Genomic DNA, 21,146 nt, shown 5'->3' on the forward strand with positions numbered 1-21,146 from the left:
AACCACTCTTAAGCATTCAATTAATCACCATAACATGTTCTCCTCTCCTACAGTAAACCTTGATGTTCTAAAAAAAAGGGCTTATAATTTAAGGTGGGCAACCGTTCCAGACGGTGTCATTCCATTAACAGCTGCTGATCCAGATTTCCCTTGTGCCCCGGAAATCTCCGACGCAATTATCCGTTTCACAAAAGACCGCTACCTATGCTATGGTCCGCCGGAAGGCTTACCACAATTCAAAACCAGCATGGCGGGTTTCTTTGAAGAAAAACGAAATATTCCAGCAGACCCTGCGCTTCTTTTTCCGGTAGACAGTGCCGCTTTTGGCATCTGGTTAACTTGTAAGGCATTTTTAACGACATCCGATGAGGCTATAATTTTTGATCCGGTAGACTTCCTATTTCGATATTCTATTGAGGCTGTTGGTGCTACTGCCATTCCTTTTGCTATCCCTCCTGGAGATCAGCCTGTGGATTTTGAAAGACTGGAAAGTTTGATCAACAAGAACACCAAGATGATTTGCATCTGTAATCCGTTAAATCCAACAGGAAAGGTTTTCAGTAAGGCAGAATTACTTCAGTTTGGAGAAATCGCTTGCAAGCATGACTTGATTATCCTGTCTGATGAAATCTGGAGTGACATCATTTATGCACCACATGTGTTCACCAGTATCGCTTCACTGGATGAAGAGATTCGTGATAGAACGATTACGATTACCGGATTCAGCAAATCTTACGGTTTGGCTGGCTTAAGAATCGGTACGGTGATGGCTTCGAATCCAACGCATTACAGTCGGCTATTTGAAGCTTCTCTACACAGCTCAACCATCCATGGCGCCAATGTCTTGTCACAGATTGCTGCAACAGCTGCATTAGACGAAGCAGGATATTACCTGGATGCATTTAAAACACACCTGCATCAGATGCGGGAAATCATTGTGAAAGAACTCAACAGTGTTGATGGCTTCCATTGCATTGCACCGGAAGGCTGTTACGTGGCTTTTGTCAATATTACCGGAACACATAAAACCAGTCAGGAGGTCCGGGATTTACTCTTCAATGAGGCTAAAGTTGCGGTAGTACCTGGTTTAAAACAATGGTTTGGAGAAGGTGCTGAGGGCTACATTCGCCTCAGTTTCGCCACTTCAGAAGGAATACTTACAGATGCGCTCTCTCGCATCAAGAACACCATAAAATCAATATGAAAGTTGTCATCATTGGAGGCGGCATTGCCGGACTCACACTTGGTATATTTTTACGAAAACAAAATATAGAAACTACCATCAATGAAAGGTTGGTCAATATGCCAGAGCGTGGTCATGCATTTTTAATGCATAGCGATGGACTCAGTAAACTGAAGGAACTTAGTCCGGATGACCATACTGCGATCCCTGGAAAAACAGTGGATGATTTCATTTTAAAACGCCCATCAGGAAAGGAGATCAAGCATTTACACCTGGATTCCTGGAAATGCATCAAGCGTGGCGATCTGATCCGATTTCTGAAACATTCTATCCCCAAGGAACTTGTCCACGAAGGACGGGAATTTTCCCATTTCATTTACGAAAATGACAAAGTTGTTGCTGCTGCATTCCGTAATGGAGAAGTAGAATACGGCGATATATTTGTCGGGGCTGATGGCGGAAACTCCAAAGTAAGGCAGCAAATCATGGGTGACGTTACTTTCAGTCCAGTAGCTGTAAAAGAGGTTGTAGGTGTATCCTATAATGAGAAACTTGGAAAAACCCATGCTGAGAACTTTACCAAGTTCCAGGACAACACCAAAGGTTTGGCTTTTGGGATGATACCTACAGCTAAAAATGAATTCGTTTGGTTTGTGCAGTTTGATGCGAATGCAAATCAGGTTAAAGATGAAAGCCCGGAAGGAATCAAAGAATTCTGTGCAGAATTGTTAAAAGATTTCCCGGCGGAAGTCGGAGAATTATTGTCGACCAACGACTTTACCAGCAGTTACATCTGGAATACGCGTGATTTTGACCTGTTACCTACTTTCCACCATCAAAATGTGGTATTAATTGGCGATGCGGCACACCTTTCCCTACCATTTACCAGTGCAGGAACCACCAATGCCATTGTGGATGCCAGAACATTGGTAGATGAATTGATGCAACAGGACGATATTCAAACTGCTTTTGAAAATTATTACGCGGCAAGGGCACCACAAATAGGGAAACACATCCAGTTGGGTAGAGATTTAAAACATATCTTTCTAAACCCTACAGATCAGAATGATGATGACATTCCTGTACCATTGATCGCCAACAAAGAAGAATTGGATGAAGTAAACGCCAGTATGCAAATTGAGGTGTTGTACTTTACTGATCCGATCTGCTCTACTTGCTGGACCATTCAACCTTTGCTAAGGAAACTTAAACTGGAATACGGCAGCTACCTGAACATTAAATACTGTATGGGTGGCATGCTTCCTTCCTGGGGAGAGTATCCGAAAGGAAAAGTAAACGGACCCACTGAGGTGGCAAAACATTGGGATGAAGTTTGCGCGATTCATGAAATGCCTATTGATGGTGATTTATGGATTGAGGATCCGATGAACTCCTCTTATCCGCCATCCATTGCATTTAAAGCGGCACAGATGCAAGACAATGACCTTGCTCCGCTTTTCTTAAGACGCATCAATGAGATGGTTTTTGTAGAGAAGAAAAACATCATCAAATGGGAGTTTCTGGAAAAGGCGGCTTTGGAAGTTGGACTAGATTCGGCAAGGCTATTGAGAGATTATGAAGGACGTGCGAAAGAGCTGTTTAAAGAAGACCTGAACACCGGCAAAACGCATGGCGTCACCAGTTTTCCTACCTTGATCTTTTCAGACCCATCAAATGATCATGTGACCATTAAAGGACATCAGACTTACGATCATTTTGTAGACATCATTCTGAAGCGTTTACCAAATGCGGTAAAAGAAGAAATAGATACCGATCCGAAGAACCTGTTTAGCCACTTCCCTACCATGGCAGATAAGGAATTTGCTTATTTGAGTGATATATCCATGGAAGAAGCGGCAGTTAAATTAGAAGATCTATTTGATCAGGGCTTCCTGAAAAAAATGGAAAGCAAAAACGGAATCCTATGGAAAAGCAATTATTTCGAATTGATATAAACCATTAAAAGATCTCATTCCATAAATATCCAGCGGTTACCCTAATCAGGTAGCCGCTTTTTTGTGTTTTTTGGAAAATTCGGTAATTGTCTTCATCTTAGATTATGAAAAAAATTACGCTCTCTGCGTTTCTACTTTTTGGATGCCAGCTAGCTTCTGCGCAGATTGCCGTTACCGGCACCGTAACCGATGAAAACAAATTACCATTGAGCCTTGTAGTGGTTAGCCTGCAACAAGGTGGTAAAGTTATCGCCAACTCCATCACCGATCCTAAAGGAAACTATCAGTTTAAGACGGTAAAAAAGGGAGATTATAAATTTCTGTTTAAGTACATTGCTTACAAGGATACCGCCTTATTGGCCAATATCCAAAAAGATACCCTGCTCCATTTGCAGTATCAAGGTGCTCATACCTTAGCTGAAGTAGCAGTAACTGCAAAGAAGCCCATCTTCCAGCGACAAATTGACCGTCTTCGCTTTAATGTAGGAGAAACAGACCTGGTTTTCGGGAATAACATTTGGGATGTCATTGAAAAAACACCCTTGGTTAATGTTTCTGCAGATGGTGCCATTCAAATTAGCGGGACTACCGGTGCTGTGGTTTACCTCAATAATAAAAGGAAAGTATTAACTGGAAATGCATTAAAGAACTACCTGAGCAGCATTCCTTCGGAGAATCTCGAGGCCATTGAAGTCATGACTACCCCATCCAGTAAATATGATGCCGAAGGCGGAGCTGGGATTTTAAATATCATCACCAAAAAGAACAAAGAAGAAGGTTTTATTGGTAATGCGAGTTTGAGTGCCAGGCAGACCGCTGTAAACTCCCAGGCAGGAAGCATTTATGGAAACAACCGTTCCGGAAAATGGAATGTTTACTCCAGTCTTTACCTGAACAACCGAAGCAGGAAGCCGGAGTTTAAGAAAGACATCTATTTTCCAGCGGAAAGTCCGGATGATTTGCTGCACAGAAGCATCCGTTCATTAAACGATTACCAGGTGTTGTCGCCAGGTGCTAATCTGGGTATCGACCATCAAATCAACGCCAATCATGTGGTAGGCCTTCTTTTTGACTATTCCGGGATGCACAATGAGGAAAGCAGGATGGCCAGAAGTCGGGATTTTTATAAAAACACAGACTCCCTAAGTTTAACGGACAACAGGGATAATACCAGCTCAAACACCTATTCGCTGAACCTGAACTACCAAGGTAAATTGAATGAGAAAGGTTTAAGCCTGAGTGTGGATGCAGATGCCCTGCAATACGATTCAAAGAACAAATCCATCAGTAAAACAGAAGCTTTAGACCTGAACAACGAGCAAATCCTATTTGTAAAGGATTGGTTTAGAAGTTCGGCGCCACAGAAAATCAGCAATCAATCTGTTAAAGCTGATTTTGAATGGCCTATTCGTAAGAACCTGTCTTTAGATTTCGGACTAAAAACCGCCTTCTCTAAGATCAATAATGATCTCCTTTTTGAAAACAGGGTAACCGATGAGCTATGGGTAAATGACGGGAATAGAAGCAATATCTTCCAATACAATGAACTTATAAACTCGGCATATGGCATTTTGAATGCGAAAGTGAACGCGAAATGGTCTTATCAATTGGGACTACGTGTAGAAAACACCATTGCCAAAGGCTGGCTGGAAGGTAATCAGGTAGTCAACAGAAACTACACCAATCTATTCCCGACTGCATTTTTGAAATTCACCAGCAGCAAGGATAAATCCTACGTATTGGCCGTTTCCAGCAGGATCAATAGACCGGGTTTCTGGGATGTGAATCCGTTCAGAACCTATACCACTGACCAAACCTATTTTGAAGGAAATCCATTTCTAATGCCTTCTAAATATTATAGAGAAGAATTGAGCCATACCCTAATGAGCAAATCAGGGACATTCACCTTCCAATTGGCTGCGAGCCAATCGCTGGATGAGATCTATGCCTTACCCAGCAATCCTTCGGAAAACGTGATTGCCAACAAGAAAGTTAACTATGGCAACAAATATGGTTATTCCGGTACCATCACTTACTACCAGCAAATTCAACCTTGGTGGAGGTTCTCCGGCACCGGATTAACCGGTTATATCCTGTCTAAAGGCAATTATGCGAACAACATCTTGATCGACAACAAAACCTTTTTGCTGAGTATTTCGACCAATCAAACCTTCAACATTTCCAAGAAAGATGGCCTTTCCTGCACCGTAATAGCCAATAACACTTTCCCTGCCACCATTGTAAATACAGAAATCGGCAACCGATTGGAAACAGAGCTGAGGTTAAGAAAAGCGATTGGCGCCTGGAACATCACCTTATCCGGCCAGGACTTCTTTAAGAGTAACAAAGACCGATACAAGGTGGTTGTGAATGAGTTAAGGATTGTGGATGAAAATTATTATGACACGCAAAGTGTGGCCCTTTCCTTAAGTTTCAACTTTGGTAAAATGACGGTTAAAGATAAGAGAGACCGGGATACAGGTGCTGAAGAAGCGAAAAGAAGAATTTAATCTCCAAGCCCATCTCCATTGAACAAGCCCATTCCGGTTCGATCAGCTGGAATGGGCTTTATCATAAAATTGTAAAGACAATTTTCTCTAAAGAATACAGGTAGCTAAAATTCTATCTTTGATTCCATATGTTTATCAAGTTTTTTCATTTTTTATCGCTGTTCGCCTACCTGAACATTATTGCTTATGAAGCAGGAGACGCTTCTGTTAAGCAATATTCGTTTGCCGGCGACTCTTTACTTGAAATTGTACTTGATGACATTCTTGACATTCCAATGCACAATTACGAAGATGGCATTGAAATCCCAAATGAAAACTACCGCCTTTTCCAAACGGGGATTTACATCCTACCGGCTATTCTGATCCTATTTTCTTTCTTTATTTTTAAGCAGATTGGAAAAGTAGTTAACCCCATCCACCCCTTTTACAAAACGAAAAGCACTTGCTTACCCAGTTATTACACCCACCTTTTTAGGTTGAAGCCATTCTAGGCATTCATTTTATCATTTAGTATTTCTGACGGTGAAAACCAGATTTCTATGGAGTTGTCCGACGTAATGTCTGGGCCTATCTATGCTTTTGTCTGATTCCAACAGGTTGGTTATACTTTATTGCCTTTCCGGGCATTTGTTCTGAGCGCTTAAGCCCTTTAGAACATCCATTTTAGTGCATTTCCTTTTTTAAACATTCCATATCACGGGAGGCATTGACGCGTCCCTAAAAATCATTATGACCATGAAAGTTAAGTATTTAGCTTATTTCCCAATTTTAGCTGCCGTTACCATTGTCGGCTGTACCTCTTCTCAAAGCAAAGAGCAGAACACTACAGACCAGGCCAAAACAGTCCCTATCGCCACAGTCAGCGTATTAGACACCATTATTTTCAAGGAATACATTGCCGACATACAGGCTGTAAAAAACGTAGAAGTAAGGTCCAGGTTGTCTGGGTTCTTAGAGAAAATCTATGTGGAAGAAGGTTCAGCGGTTAAAGCCGGACAAATCCTCTTTAAAATCAACGATGAAGAGTACAAAGCCGACTTAAGCAAGGCCGAGGCCGTATTGAACAATGCCATCGCAGACGCGAAAACGGTAGATTTAGAGCAGGAAAGAACCAAAGTACTGGTACAAAGTAACATCGTTTCTAAAACTGAACTTGATTTAGGCGCTGCCAAATTAAAAGCGGCAGAATCTCGTGTGGCAGAAGCCAGGTCTGTATTGCGTTATGCGAAATCAAGACTTTCCCACACATTGATCAAATCACCATTCACTGGCCGCATTGACAGGATGCCTTTAAAAGCAGGAAGTTTGTTGGAAGAAGGCTCCCTCCTAACCACAGTATCTGATTTAAGCGCCGTAAACGTTTACTTTTCAATCTCAGAAAAGGAATACCTGAACATTGCCAGCGACACCGCATATTCGAAAAACAACTTCAAAAAGCGTGTTAAACTGACCCTTGCCAATGGCACAGTCTACCCATTTGAAGGTACAGCAAGATTTGCAGAAAGCGAATTCGCCAGTCAGACCGGCTCCTTATCCTTAAAAGCCAACTTCCCTAATGCTGAAGGACTTTTAAAGCACGGTGCATCGGGTAAAATCAGTGTTCCTGTAGAAACCGGGGAGATTTTAGCCGTACACCAGAAATCTGTATTTGAAATCCAGGACAGAACCTATGTGTATGTGCTCAATGAAAACAACACCATCAAAATGACTCCGTTTGAAGCTGGTCAACGTATTGGCCACTATTACATGGTCAACTCCGGACTAAAGAAATCTGATAAGATCGTTTTTGAAGGCACACAAAGTCTGCGCGACGGTTTAACGGTGAAACCAATGGAAGCCAAAACTAACCCGATTGCCAAAAACTAAATCCAGCGCATAAATCAACACAATTATGTTTGAACAATTTATAAAACGACCGGTATTATCACTGGTTATTTCCTTATTTATCACCCTCCTGGGCTTGCTGGCGCTATTTACCCTGCCAGTTACCCAATTCCCGGACATCGTGCCACCATCCGTGGTGGTGACCGCAAATTATACCGGTGCAAATGCCGAAGTGAGTACCAATGCCGTGGCCATTCCATTGGAAAGAGCCATTAATGGTGTAGCCGGGATGACCTATATGAGTTCGGTATCCACCAACAACGGAACTACGCTCATCCAGGTATTCTTTAAAGTAGGTACAGACCCGGACATTGCCGCGGTAAACGTGCAAAACAGGGTAACCACGGTACTCGATGAATTACCAGAAGAGGTAATTAAGGCCGGGGTAACTACTGAAAAAGAAGTGAACAGTATGCTGATGTATTTGAACATCTACAGCGACGATAAAACTGCAGATGAGCGCTTTATCTACAACTTCACCGACATCAACATCTTAAAAGAGTTGAAAAGAATTGAAGGTGTGGGTTTTGCGCAGATCATGGGTTTAAGGGACTATGCGATGCGTGTATGGCTAAAACCAGACCGCCTGGCTTCTTACAATATCTCATCGGATGATGTCATTGCTGCATTGAGAAGGCAAAATGTGGAAGCTGCTCCCGGACAAACGGGAATTGGTTCAGACAAATCGATCAACATGCAGCAATATGTATTGCGTTATCCTGGTAAGTTTTCGGATGCGGAAGAATATAAAAACATCCCGATCAGGGCCAATGCTGATGGTTCAATCATCCGGATTAAAGACGTTGCAGATGTAGAATTTGGTTCCTTAGATTACGAGATGGTTTCTAAAACTGACGGACGCCCTTCAGCTTCCATCATGCTGAAACAGCTACCGGGCTCTAACGCTCAGGAAGTCATCAAGAATGTCAAGGAGCGTATGGCCAGCTTACAGGCCAACTCATTCCCTCCGGGTATGAAATACACCATGGGATACGACGTATCCAGATTCCTTGACGCCTCAATATCAAGTGTATTGATTACGTTACTTGAAGCATTTATTCTGGTATTTATTGTCGTATTTATCTTCTTACAAGACTTCCGTTCTACGTTAATTCCGGCATTGGCTGTTCCGGTATGTTTAATTGGCGCCTTGTTTTTCATGCAGATGTTGGGCTTCTCCATCAACTTACTTACCCTATTTGCCCTGGTACTTGCGATCGGTATTGTGGTAGATAATGCCATTGTAGTAGTCGAAGCCGTCTACTCAAAAATGGAAGAAGAACACCTGGAACCGATGGAAGCAACAATCGCTGCCATGAAAGAAGTTGGTAAACCGGTTGTGGCCATTACCCTGGTGATGTCAGCGGTGTTTATCCCGGTGGCTTTCCTATCTGGTCCGGTGGGTATTTTCTATCGCCAGTTCTCATTAACCTTAGCTTCGGCAATTATCATTTCTGGAATTAATGCTTTAACCTTAACACCGGCGCTATGTGCCATCATTCTGCGTTCTCCGCACAATAAACCAGAAGCAAAAGGCTGGATGTCCAGGTTCTTTGCTGGCTTCAACAGGGCTTACAACGGCATGGCAGGTGGCTACAAAGGCTTATTAACGAGAATTGCAGGCCGTAGAATCTTAACTTTCGGGCTACTGGTCGCTTTCTTTATCACCACCTGGGGCATGAGCAGCATCCTACCTTCCGGCTTTATCCCTACAGAAGATCAGGGGATGATTTACGTAAACGTGACTACGCCTCCTGGTGCTACGGTAGACCGAACAGAAAGCGTACTGAATGAAATTGATGCGATCAGCAGAAAAATGCAGGCCGTAGAAACGGTTTCTACCCTTGCCGGTTATAGTTTAGTGAACGAGGTATCTGGTGCCTCTTATGGTATGGGGATGATCAATCTTGTGGCCTGGAAAGACCGCGAAGAGTCTGTAACTGACATGATCGAAAACCTTAAGAAAGCCACTTCACACATCATGGACGCGGATATTGAGTTCTTCCCTCCGCCTACCGTACCTGGTTTTGGTAACTCTTCAGGCTTTGAATTGCGTCTTTTAGATAAAACGGGTGCAGACGACCTGAACAAAACTTCTGAAGTGATGAAGAAGTTTATTGAAGATTTAAAGGCAACCCCTGAAATCGGCAATGTGTTTACCACATTCGACGTCAGTTTTCCGCAATACCTGATCAAAGTAGATCATGATTTGGCGGCAAAAAAAGGCATCAGCGTGGAGAATGCCATGAACACCTTGCAGACTTTAATGGGAAGTTATTATGCGACCAACTTCATTCGTTACGGACAAATGTATAAGGTGATGGTACAAGCTGGCCCTAATTACCGTGAAAAACCAGAGGATGTACTGAATCTTTTCATCAAAAATGATCAGGGCGAAATGATGCCTTTCTCTACGTTCATCCATATGGAGCGTGTTTATGGTCCTGAGCAAATCACCCGTTACAACATGTTCTCTTCGGCGATGTTGAACGGTGATGCAGCTGCCGGTTTCAGTAGCGGACAGGCGATTGAAGCGGTAGAAGCTGTTGCCAATAAGCTTCCGGCAGGATATGAAATCGAATGGTCTGGTATGACCCGCGAGCAGATCCTTTCCGGAAATCAGGCTTTATACATCTTTGCACTTTGTTTATTGTTTGTATACCTGATCCTTGCCGCACAATATGAGAGCTTCCTGCTCCCATTGCCAGTACTACTTTCTTTACCGGCAGGTATTTTCGGAGCCTTCCTATTCTTATGGATGTTTGGCCTGGAAAACAACATTTATGCGCAGGTAGCCTTGGTGATGCTCATCGGTTTACTTGGGAAAAATGCGATCCTGATCGTCGAATATGCCATTATAAAACAAGAACAAGGTATGAGTTTCTTAGCTGCAGCAATTGAAGGCTCTGTTGCCCGTTTGCGCCCAATTTTGATGACCTCCTTCGCATTTGCGGCAGGATTGGTTCCTTTAATGATGGCTACTGGCGCAGGTGCGCTTGGAAATCGCTCGATTGGAACGGCCGCTGTAGGTGGGATGATCATCGGTACGGTTGTGGGCGTTATTGTGATCCCAGGTTTATATGTGCTTTTCTCCTCCATGATGAAGAAAAAAACAAGTACTAGTGCTAAGGTGATTGTAGCGATTACATCGGTGATGCTGATCAGCAGCTGTTCGATGAAAAAAGACATTCCAGTTTATGAGCACCGTACTCTTCCGGAAAGTTTCCAGAAAAGTACAGATACCAATACGGTAGCCAATACCACCTGGAAAGAATTCTTTAAAGATGAGCAACTGATTGCCTTAATTGAAACTGCCCTGGCAAACAATACCGATATGAAGCAAACTTTGCATCATATTGAAATTGCTAAAGCAAATTTAAGAATGCGCAAAGGTGCAGCTTTACCTAATATAGACCTCGCAATCGAAGGAGGATTAAGAAGATACGGATTTCACACTGCCGATGGAATTGGTAATTACGACACCAATTTCTCTCCTAATCTAAAACCCGGTGAGCAGGTACCCAATCCACTACCCGACTATTTTGTAGGGATCAGAACCTCCTGGGAACTGGACCTATGGGGCAAATTGAAAAACAAAAAGCAAGCAGCAGTGAACAAGTTTATGGCTTCTTACGAGGGACAGAAACTGGTACAAACGGAACTGATCAGTAATGTATCCGCGGCCTATTTTGAATTGCTAACCCTGGATGAGGAGCTTAAGATTTTAAGCAGAAACATCCAACTTCAGCAGAATGGATTGAAACTGATTCAGGTGCAAAAAGAAGCAGGTGTGGCGACAGAATTGGGTGTGCAGCAGTTCAAAGCGGTGCTTGCCAATTCTAAAGCGAAAGAACAGGAAGTCTTGCAACAGGTTAGCCTGATGCAAAACCACCTGAACTTCCTAACCGGCAGATTCGAATCTACTATTACCCTAAAAGATAATGGATTAAATGAATTCAGCTCCAATATCACTTTAGCTTCAGGAACCCCATTACAGATGATTGCTTTGAGACCAGACATCAGGCAAGCCGGACTGGAATTGATCGCTTCGCAGAAAGAAACTAAGGCTGCATCTGCGGCATTCTTACCTGCAATTGTGTTAGCACCGCAGATCGGTTTGCAGTCTTTTGACCTGGGTAAGTTGTTCCAACCGCAAACTGCTTTGGCTTATGGCTTGATGGGTGGCTTAACCGCTCCTATTTTCAATCAGCACCGCATACGCGCGGAATACGAGAGTTACAAAGCAACTTATGGGATTGCCTTCCAGAATTATGAGAAGATCGTTCTCAAGGCTTATAACGAAGTACAGGATGCGCTGAAATCACAAGCCTTTATCAAAGCAAAGCGAGATTTCATCTCTGAAGAAGTGAAAGCTTTAAATGCTTCGGTAAAAGCGGCTAACGCATTGTTCCTGGCAGGAAGAGTGACCTACCTGGACATCATTACTACACAGAGAAATGTTTTGGATGCGGAACTTAATGAGGTTCAAGCTAAGAAACAACAGGTGTTGAACCAGATTTCTATTTACAAAGCCTTAGGTGGCGGTTGGAAATAGATCAATTATTAATATTCAAAAAAGCGGTTATGATTATAAATCATAACCGCTTTTTTGGTTAATTATTCCGGGACCAACTCCTCTATAAACTCCTCGTCAACCCGCAGTAGCACCAGGATTTCCCTTGCTCTCGTTTTATTTTGAGCTGCTGTCTCGGTGAATTCATCCAGTAGTCCACTTATTTCCAGTCTTTGATTGATAGTCATCTTTTCCAAACCCTTTATCGCATTGATCCTATCTATTTCACGATTTCTTTCAGGATCAGTTGAATGTTGTATTACAAGTTCCTTCCTCAGGTCCAATAAAACGACAATCATCAACACTGCAAAAAGGTTTATCTTGAAAAAATAATACAGATTAGTGTTGAAATATAATTGAAAATTCGAAGCTATATTAAAATTCGCTTTAAATGAAAATTCTTCCATGCCTATAAGTATGGCTATTCCTGAAAAATAACAGAAACTATAACCAAACAAACTCCATTGGAAAAGTTGTAATCCATGATTGACTAAGGAATAAATTACCCCGCTCTTCGGATCTTGCCCAAAAGACAGTTTATAACCTGCAAAAATTGAAAAGATAAACAAGCTAAATCCAAATAAAAAGATAAGTAATAGCGGCCCATTAATTTCAGGTGTTTTCAACGCATAAAAGGTCATTAAACAGATTCCCATAATCCCACCGATTATTTGTATCCAACTAATCAGCTTCAGGGTCAGCCTTGTGTTCTTGATTCTTAATTTCATTTGAGCGCGTTACATGAATTCAACTTGTAGAACAAACATATCAAAATGAGTCAACATTTTCATTTAGAATTACTTATTTCTTAACCCGCATTTCATCGCGCAACTGTTGTTCCTTTTCCCCATTCCAGTAGCCACAATCCAACTGTAAAAACACAGAAGTGTAAGGGATCACTTCATTGGTTTTGATCACCAGCACCTTGAATAACTTCGATTCTGCATCCAATTTTTTGAACACCTCATTATGTAGCAGTCTTCTTTTTCTCCTGAAATTTCCCCCTACTAGGCGTATCTTGACTTTAACCATAAATACTATTTCTGTGCTCATGAGTCCATTCATGAAATGTCAACGAAATTGGTGCGAACTCAATTCCTGTGATATTGCTAACTTCAATTGCTTTTTTAACTTTTTCAGAGACATAGTATCCAACACCGCCATCAACATGACTTAACACAAAAACATCATTAGGTATATCATCTAAAAGACTTACTCTGGAAATAAACGTCATTCCACGATCTACGATATCTAAGGTTTCCAAGAAAACATTAAATTCATTTAAGCTGGTAACCGGAACTTCCTCTAGAAAAGTCCCACCCTCTAGTTTCCTCTTTCTTGTAACCACTGTAGAATTCTGAAAATCTACAAACTCAAAATTAGTTACCAAAGGGTTCATGAGCCAATATTCATATATCAAATTTTTAGTGATAACATCGCAGTCAAAAAACTGAAAATGTTCATGATCAAAAAGCTCCCATAAGTCCTTTAATGATTTACTGACCAATAACCTTCGTTCAAACCCAGGAGAGCATGCAGTCAAAAGATCTGTCAATTTAGCCTTCTTATGCAGGATTCCTCGTGGCATTTTTGGCCTAAAATCTGCTTTAACAAATTCGATGTTTCCTACAAAAGTCGGATCCGTATCCCAGTCTGCTGGAAGTTCGGCATGTTCAATCTGGGAGGAATGCCCAATAATTTTCATATCGAGGCTGGATTCAATTCTATAATACATCAAAATATCAATTGGTTAGCATTTACATTAAGACAATTATTCAATGTATTTCCAATATCCATAATTATATTAAGAATTTGATAGCACGTTTTGTTTCAGGTACTCAGAAAGCAATAGTTTAGGGGAAATCTTCAGAACAAGAATACTAATTAGGAAATTAACACATCGTTATTTTAATTGTCTCCGCTGACTTCAGCTGATTCATAAAATCTTTAGGTTGATGTAATTGGTGACTAAAGAAAACCCCTTTCTTTTGACCTGTTTTTAACACCGACTCAATATGTAATACCGTACTGAAGGCCGTTAGGTGCGCTTGCCCTAAGGTATCCTGAATAGCGACCGTCTTACTCTCCTTTCCATTATCTACCAACACCTCAAAGACAGTTTGATCACCTTTCCCATTTGCGCTAAAAATCAACCTTCTCATCGATAAGGAAAGCACATCGAACAACTTAATGCTTTGAAAGGCGCCCAATAACCAGGTGACAAACTTGGAGTTGTACGTCATTTTCACCTGTACTGTAGGGATTCCTTCCGCTTTATGGAGTATATATAAATCTGGTGTATCAAAATTATAAGACTGTCTCTTCCCTATTCCAAAAGAATACGAGTAGTTTTCTGAATCCAGGAAATGCTTGAGCCATACCAACTTGTTCTTCACATATCCTTTAAAGGGATTTGCTACATGCGCTGCCATAAAATGTGCGGAGCTAACGCCTGCCTGGTCATTTACGGAATAGTAAACAAATAGTTTCACCTCCTGAATGCTTTCTCTTTGAGGCTCTAGAAGAAACACCAAACTACTCACCAAACCACCCATCCAACCAGAGCTGAATACAATCTGGCTATTGATGGACTTATCTTCAGTAAACATCAAGGCCTTTTCAAGATCCGGGGTAGGTTTTGTGATGTCAATATAATCGAGACTATTTTCAATGCAATAGTTCAGCATATGGTTCGAATTGTCATTGGCACACAACACAATCAATTGGATGTTATGCTCAGCAATAGCAGAAAAACTCGCCGGATTGTTCACATCGATATGCAGTCCGTTGGTCAATCCAGGGCTCAAATTGCGACTCCCTACGAAGATTTCAACTGCTGGATTTCTTGCTTTTAACAGCTTAACGAGCTTATTCCCAACCAATCCTTTTCCGCCTACTACGAGTATCCTGTTTTTTAATCTTTGCATCTTAATATGATAAATTTAGATGGCAAAGTTGTTTCAAAAAACCAGGCCTACATCGGACAAATGTCCATAAATAAAGAAGCTAGTCCCACTTTACATTCAAATCATGCTTTTGAGCGTAAGCTTTTCCTTTATCAAGCAACAAAGCAAGCTTCTCTTCAAAATGCGGAACATATTTCTTTTCAATATTTTGAATGATCAGTTCTTTTTGATCCTCAGGTCCTTTCTCATCACAAAGTTTTGCGTAAGCGGTGTATTCATTTTTATAAACAGGGATCACATATTCGAAAATACTTAAAGACAATGCTTTAATTTCTCTGGTGTCGTCGTTCTCTGGAAGCTCCATTACATCTTTCACCACTTTTTCCATGTAAAGGATCTTGTTATTGATCGCGTTCTGAGCCTCATCCCCTTTTTTCTTAGTAGAAGGTCTATCGGCGAATTCCAATGTTTCCAATTGAATATGTTTTGCCAATCTATCGGTTCCAAAATCATTGACGAAATTGGTATTTAGCACTGCAACACCAAAAAACTTATCCGGTGAAGTATTCAAATTACAAGAAAAAAACACAGTGGTTGCGGCTATAATGGCTAGTTTAGGAAGAGATTTCAGGGAGAAATGGTTCATTAAATTCAATTAAACGGTAATAATTTGATTATACATTATTATTGCAAAGACTAAGCCATTGTGAATCATAATCTGGGATTAAAATCTATTCCGCTCATTATCTGGCTGCTTAAAATCAAACCGCTTTCTTTGGGCTTTTAAAAATTCTGAAATACTAGCCATTCAATATGCTTATCTTTAGTATAAGCTGCATCACGCTAATCAAATGAAAACCATGAGCAAAACAAAGCTTTACCTGACCTGGTTATTTGGCATATTTATGCTGGCTGCCGGAATCAATCACTTGGTAAAACCGGCCTTTTACAATCCATTTATTCCAGCCTGGATGCCCAGCCTAGCGGTTAATTATATTGTAGGATTATTGGAAGCATCTATTGGCCTCGGCTTACTCCTGCCAAAATTTAGAAGAGCTGCGGCAATTGCCAATTTGATATTGATGTTGTTTTTCCTCCCTTTTCACCTTGCTGATGTTTTTAAATCACATCCGGCAATAGGTTCTCATTTATTGGCTTACATCAGGCTACCCATTCAATTTCTTTTGATTTATTGGGCTTGGGTAATCACCCCAAAAACAAATTAGCTGGACAAATGACAACTTTAATGTTCATTTTTGCGTTACCTTAAAAAACACCCGAATGAATAAAAAAATATACCTTTCCTGTCTGATCCTACTTTCAGTTTCTTTCTATAGTATGGCGCAGAAAAAACAATTAAGAGATCAGATAAAGCAAGTTCTTGCGCATAAAAAAGCCGATGTAGGTGTATCAGTCTATGGCATAGAAAGTAAGGATACCCTTAGTTTTAATGGAGACAAGCATTATCCCATGCAGAGTGTTTTCAAGTTCCACATCGCTATGGCGGTTTTAAATCAAGTAGATAAAGGCAGATTTAGTCTTTCTCAGAAAATCCACATCAAGAAAAGTGATTTATTACCTAATACCTGGAGTCCTATTCGCGAGGCACATCCCAATGGCGAGGTGGACTTACCGCTTTCCGAAATCATCAAATATACCGTTGCACTTAGCGACAATAACGGTTGTGATATCCTAATGAGACTACTTGGAGGCCCAAAACCCATCAATGATTACATCCATAGTTTAGGAGTTAAAGATGTGTCTATTAAAGCCAATGAGGAAGAAATGCATAAAGAATGGAATGTGCAATTCTCCAACTGGAGTACTCCGAAAGCCATTACCGATCTTTTAGTGAAATTCTATACGAAAAACCTGTTGTCGAAAGACAGTTTCAATTTCTTATGGACCACCATGGTAGAAACAACTACAGGTGTGAACAGACTGAAAGGACAACTTCCAAAAGGAACCATTGTTGGCCATAAAACAGGCACTTCAGATACTAATAAACAAGGTATTACAGCAGCGATCAATGACATGGGCATTGTACGCCTACCTAATGGGAAACACTATGCGATTGCTGTCTTTGTGTGTAATACCAAGGAGAATGAAGCAACCAATGACAAGATCATTTCAGACATATCCAAACTAGTTTGGGATTACTTCTACAAGAAATCTAAATAAGCTCAGTAAACAAAAAGAGGATTAAACCGGCGTTAAAATGCCGGTTTAATCCTCTTTTTATATCAAAGCAATTGCTTTATTTTACATCACAAAACGACGTGTTGGTTTAAATGCTCTCATCAACAACACCAATAAAGCACTGATGCCAAAGGTGAAACAAGCAATACCTAAGATTTTAATTAGAACAGGAAGTGGTCCGGCAATCTTCTCGATCACATCATAACTCACTTCTACAAATACAAAATGACAAAGGTAGATTCCAAACGTTAGAGAAGCCAGTTTCGACAATCCTGCAGTAGAGGCGATATTCATTTTCTGAACGATCACGAACACAGGGAAAGTCATCATGAAGACATTGATACCGGCAAAATACCATACGATTTCCAGGTTGGCATAGTTTCCAGGGAAGTGTTTCTGAGTCTCAATAAATCCAAATGAGGTGATGAAATATCCGACTAAAAACATTGGAATAGTGATGCTCAACATTTTGTTCCAGCTCCAATCCAATGGGTATTTCACTAAATAATAGGCCAATACTAAATAACCAGTGAATCCAGAAATGTAATAAAATGTACCATAATCATTCCAGTCGCACACACCAAAAAGTCCCATATTGCCATAGTTACCTTTGTAACCCAATACTGGCGCTAACATTTTGATATAAGGCAATACCAGCGCAATTCCCCAAACGCACAAGAAGATCTCGATATCCTTTTTGGTTGCTTGCTTTAACCAGCCACTAAAAACCGGCATAATCAGGTAAAGTCCAACCAGCATGTACATATACCACAATGGAATGGTTGCAAAGCTGAAATTGAAAATAAACAGATACAGATTACCTAGAGTTGCATCATAAGTATGATTCGCCAAAGTTAATGCTGGATTTTGAGTGCCAGGGTTAATATGATTCAAGTAAACATAGAATAATATGGGTAAGGCAAGTGACCAGAATACCAGTGGAATAAGAATCCTGACAATTCGTTTCTTGTAGAAATCCGCCATACTCATATTGATCGGCAACAATAACACACCCGACATCATCACGAATAAGGGCACACAAGACCGAACAAAACTTCCGGTAAATACTCCGGTAAGAAAAGCACCCCGATTGGAATCGAATTGTGAGACAAAAGGGTCACAACTGTGGGATACCACCACTAAAAAACAAGCAATAACGCGTAATAGATTCACCCATCCCATCTCTCCCTGCACTTTTTTTTCCATATTATATATTTGATTAAATTTCTAAAAATAGGTCCATCACAAAAAAGACGCTATTTCCCCTGTACAAAATCGTATAAAATGGCAAATGTGGTGTCGGCTAGTTTGTATGTTACCGCAAAGTAGGTAAAACATCTATAAAAAATGAACAATAACGAAATTATATAATCAAATAAACTAATCGATGTTCATGAACTAAGAGGACTCAAATGACGTACCTTTATGAAGAATTAAGATTTGTATTTAACCTATGACGTATGGATTTCAAGCCTTACTTACAAGAAATCGGGCTTAGAGAAGGGAGTATCAAATCCTTTGATCATTACCCATTTAATATTCCCGCAATAAAAAATATGCCTACGATTAAATTCCACGCAGATGTGACGTTTATTGTTGGCGAAAATGGCTCCGGGAAATCTACATTTATCGAATCTTTAGCACAATATCTGGGAATTTCAAGAGCAGGAGGCTCCAACCAAAGCCAGGTGGAAGAAAGACCTGATTTATCACTTTCCGATCACTTTAAAGGAACAAGGGGCCATCGTAGACCTTCGGATTATTTCTTTTTGCGTGCAGAAAGCCTATTCAATGTTGCGACTTATCTAGATGAGACTTACTTGGACCGCGAGAAATTAGCTGAGAATTATGGGGTCAATTCCCTGCACGAATGCTCCCACGGAGAATCATTTTTGGCTATAATGGCAAATAGATTAGGAGGTAACGGCTTGTACCTTTTTGACGAGCCTGAAGCGGCACTTTCTCCAACTAGACAGTTAACAGCTTTGAGTCTTATCGATAATCTCGTAAATATGAATTCACAATTTATCATTGCTACACATTCTCCCATCCTATTGTCCTATCCGAATGCAAAAATTTATCAATTCGATGAAATAGGAATAAGCGAAGTTAGTTATGAAGACACAGAGCAATTCAGAGTGACCAAATCTTTCCTAAATAACTACAAATCAATGATCCACAACCTACTAAGGAAATAAAAACCATTTAGCGAACCAATGGTTATACTTAAAATCTTACTATCATGAAAAATAAACTAATATTGGTTGCGTTAGGAGCGGGATTTCTAATGGCCTGCGGCTCTCCGGAACAACATGCGAAAAAAGAAGCAGATACGAATGCCGCCAACTATACAGATTCATCAGGTATGGATACAACAGGTATTAAAAATAGTATTGCAGATACAACTGATGCCGCAGAACGAGCAGCCGAACCAGATCCAGGAACTCCATAAGTATATTGGTTAATAATCGTAGCATCCTTCACTCCGTTCAATTTGAAGTCGCAAAATGCGACATCAAGTCTACAAACTCATCTTTAGTCAGTTCCCCCTTACCCTCTTCGCTTAAAGCCAATCTCTGTTTTGGGCTGATCCTCCTTTTCAAGGAATATACTGAGGTGAATAAAAGTTAAATCTTCTAATCATGCTTCATCAAATACTTTTCAACCTGTTCGTTAAAGCTGAAAGGCATATACCGTATCCCTCCACTTCCGCCCTTTGAGGTGACAAGAGTTAAAACTCCCCCTTAATGACCTTTAATAATGCCGCCATTAAAGCCAGTAGATCCTGCAAATTAAATGATCAATAATAAAAGTAGTGTAATTACAGTTTTATCGTTATCGGTTCTTCTTTTCCATTATGACAGCTTACACAAGATATATTCGTTAATTTCCCTTCTTTGTTTTTTTCGTGGAAATACTTCTTATTAATCTTGTTAGTCATGCGTATCATATTCCTTGCAATCTCTTTTTTAGGATTTTCATCACTGGCAAAGTCAAGCTTTTTAGGATCGTCCTTACGCGGAGCATGACAAAAATTACATTTTACGCCTAATGCAAGTTTAAATCCGTCCATAACTTTATCGAGATCATCATGACTGATGTTTTTAGGAAGTACTTTTAGGTTTTTTGCTTTGGGTTCCTCTTGTTGCATAAAAGCACTTAACATCACAACCGCACCTAATAACAGAGAAAAAGTAATTATTTTTCTATATCGCATAGCAAATAATTTAGTTCATAACCAAGATAACCAGATTAGATTAATATGACAAACCTATTATTTATCGGGAATTAATCTCAACAACCAGCTTTAAACCAACGCCTTACCAGTATACTTTACCCAATATCCCCGGAAGTATGGTATTACTTTTACCATTTAATGTTCCTATTAAAACAAACTTACAATTTTCATTTAATTTGCTTTTTTCAGATTCATCATTATAATCATCTAAAAAAAGACCACCATTTACATGTACTTCTTTATTAGTTCCATTTTCAAAATCTCCCTCCTTAAAACGGGGAGATAGAATTAGAATATCCCCACTTACTCCATCAAAATTCAGCTTATAGTTAGCCTTAAAAATCAGAAGAGAACAATTAATAATTGACAATATAATTCCCCGAATAATATTCTTTCCATCAGGACTTTCAAAATCCCAAGGTTCTGCTATAATGACAGTATATGTTTTTTGGTAAAAATCCATCAAATTTATCTTATCGGTTGCCAATTAATTAATTTTCAAAAGTAGAATTTAGCTGCGAATTTCTAGAAACAAATCTGTAGGTATTTTGAAGCCTAAAGCTTTGTGTGGCCTATGATTATTGTAATCATACATCCATTCTTCGGCCTTTAAAAATTCTTTTTATCGTCCGCGCTAAGCATGGTCGAGAATTCTACTTTTGAAGGTTAGTTTTTGGCTAAGCTTACACTTTGCGACC

18 protein-coding genes are annotated in these 21,146 nt (G+C 40.3%); 10 read left to right on the plus strand and 8 right to left on the minus strand.

Annotated features, from left to right (window positions below; translation table 11 throughout):
- Nucleotides 1–34 precede the first annotated feature (34 nt).
- From GM920_RS03625 to GM920_RS03650, 6 genes are all read left to right on the plus strand, one after another.
- Nucleotides 35–1,204, plus strand: a complete 1,170-nt coding sequence (locus GM920_RS03625; protein ID WP_182953498.1) for a pyridoxal phosphate-dependent aminotransferase — start codon at nt 35–37, stop codon at nt 1,202–1,204.
- Nucleotides 1,201–3,138 carry a DsbA family protein gene (locus GM920_RS03630; RefSeq protein WP_182953500.1) on the plus strand — a complete coding sequence of 646 codons (1,938 nt, stop codon included), beginning with the start codon at nt 1,201–1,203 and terminating at the stop codon, nt 3,136–3,138. Before GM920_RS03625 ends, GM920_RS03630 begins: the two co-directional genes overlap by 4 nt.
- 104 nt (nt 3,139–3,242) lie before the next feature.
- A complete protein-coding gene (locus GM920_RS03635; RefSeq protein ID WP_182953501.1) occupies nt 3,243–5,648 on the plus strand; it encodes an outer membrane beta-barrel protein in 2,406 nt (801 codons plus the stop codon).
- A 128-nt stretch (nt 5,649–5,776) separates the two neighbouring features.
- Nucleotides 5,777–6,139: a hypothetical protein gene (locus GM920_RS03640; RefSeq protein WP_182953503.1), complete on the plus strand. Its 363-nt coding sequence runs from the start codon at nt 5,777–5,779 to the stop codon at nt 6,137–6,139.
- Nucleotides 6,140–6,383: 244 nt separating this feature from the next.
- Nucleotides 6,384–7,514: an efflux RND transporter periplasmic adaptor subunit gene (locus GM920_RS03645; RefSeq protein ID WP_235964419.1), complete on the plus strand. Its 1,131-nt coding sequence runs from the start codon at nt 6,384–6,386 to the stop codon at nt 7,512–7,514.
- A gap of 25 nt (nt 7,515–7,539) precedes the next feature.
- A complete protein-coding gene (locus tag GM920_RS03650; RefSeq protein ID WP_182953507.1) occupies nt 7,540–12,087 on the plus strand; it encodes an efflux RND transporter permease subunit in 4,548 nt (1,515 codons plus the stop codon).
- A 62-nt stretch (nt 12,088–12,149) separates the two neighbouring features.
- Here the strand turns inward: GM920_RS03650 and GM920_RS03655 are convergent, their stop codons facing one another.
- From GM920_RS03655 to GM920_RS03675, 5 genes are all read right to left on the minus strand, one after another.
- The gene (locus GM920_RS03655; RefSeq protein WP_182955485.1) at nt 12,150–12,731 is read right to left on the minus strand and encodes a hypothetical protein; all 582 of its coding nucleotides are present in this window, start codon (nt 12,729–12,731) and stop codon (nt 12,150–12,152) included.
- A 175-nt stretch (nt 12,732–12,906) separates the two neighbouring features.
- Entirely contained in the window at nt 12,907–13,137 is a 231-nt protein-coding gene (locus tag GM920_RS03660) for a hypothetical protein (protein ID WP_182953509.1), read from the minus strand.
- Entirely contained in the window at nt 13,130–13,840 is a 711-nt protein-coding gene (locus tag GM920_RS03665; protein ID WP_235964420.1) for an imm11 family protein, read from the minus strand. The genes GM920_RS03660 and GM920_RS03665 overlap by 8 nt, the downstream gene beginning before the upstream one ends.
- A gap of 157 nt (nt 13,841–13,997) precedes the next feature.
- Complete coding sequence (locus GM920_RS03670; RefSeq protein ID WP_182953512.1) at nt 13,998–15,032, minus strand: saccharopine dehydrogenase family protein; 1,035 nt, start codon at nt 15,030–15,032, stop codon at nt 13,998–14,000.
- 79 nt (nt 15,033–15,111) lie between these two features.
- Nucleotides 15,112–15,657: a hypothetical protein gene (locus GM920_RS03675; protein ID WP_182953514.1), complete on the minus strand. Its 546-nt coding sequence runs from the start codon at nt 15,655–15,657 to the stop codon at nt 15,112–15,114.
- Between the two features lie 214 nt (nt 15,658–15,871).
- Between GM920_RS03675 and GM920_RS03680 the strand changes: the two genes are divergently transcribed.
- Nucleotides 15,872–16,237 (plus strand): DoxX family protein, encoded by a 366-nt coding sequence (locus GM920_RS03680; RefSeq protein WP_182953516.1) that lies wholly within the window; start codon nt 15,872–15,874, stop codon nt 16,235–16,237.
- A gap of 55 nt (nt 16,238–16,292) precedes the next feature.
- On the plus strand, nt 16,293–17,192 hold the full coding sequence (gene bla / locus GM920_RS03685) for a class A beta-lactamase, subclass A2 (RefSeq protein ID WP_202986027.1): 900 nt from the start codon (nt 16,293–16,295) through the stop codon (nt 17,190–17,192).
- Between the two features lie 81 nt (nt 17,193–17,273).
- Here the strand turns inward: bla and GM920_RS03690 are convergent, their stop codons facing one another.
- On the minus strand, nt 17,274–18,416 hold the full coding sequence (locus GM920_RS03690) for an acyltransferase (protein WP_182953518.1): 1,143 nt from the start codon (nt 18,414–18,416) through the stop codon (nt 17,274–17,276).
- A gap of 254 nt (nt 18,417–18,670) precedes the next feature.
- On the opposite strand from GM920_RS03690, the gene GM920_RS03695 reads away from it, so the two are divergent.
- Both GM920_RS03695 and GM920_RS03700 read left to right on the plus strand, forming a co-directional pair.
- Nucleotides 18,671–19,408, plus strand: a complete 738-nt coding sequence (locus tag GM920_RS03695) for an AAA family ATPase (RefSeq protein ID WP_182953520.1) — start codon at nt 18,671–18,673, stop codon at nt 19,406–19,408.
- A gap of 44 nt (nt 19,409–19,452) precedes the next feature.
- Nucleotides 19,453–19,662, plus strand: a complete 210-nt coding sequence (locus GM920_RS03700; RefSeq protein ID WP_182953522.1) for a hypothetical protein — start codon at nt 19,453–19,455, stop codon at nt 19,660–19,662.
- A gap of 369 nt (nt 19,663–20,031) precedes the next feature.
- Here the strand turns inward: GM920_RS03700 and GM920_RS03705 are convergent, their stop codons facing one another.
- Nucleotides 20,032–20,427 carry a c-type cytochrome gene (locus GM920_RS03705; protein ID WP_182953523.1) on the minus strand — a complete coding sequence of 132 codons (396 nt, stop codon included), beginning with the start codon at nt 20,425–20,427 and terminating at the stop codon, nt 20,032–20,034.
- 103 nt (nt 20,428–20,530) lie between these two features.
- Nucleotides 20,531–20,935 carry a hypothetical protein gene (locus GM920_RS03710; protein WP_182953525.1) on the minus strand — a complete coding sequence of 135 codons (405 nt, stop codon included), beginning with the start codon at nt 20,933–20,935 and terminating at the stop codon, nt 20,531–20,533.
- Nucleotides 20,936–21,146 lie beyond the last annotated feature (211 nt).

It is taken from the genome of Pedobacter gandavensis (assembly GCF_014172405.1).
Classification (GTDB): Bacteria; Bacteroidota; Bacteroidia; order Sphingobacteriales; family Sphingobacteriaceae; genus Pedobacter; species Pedobacter gandavensis.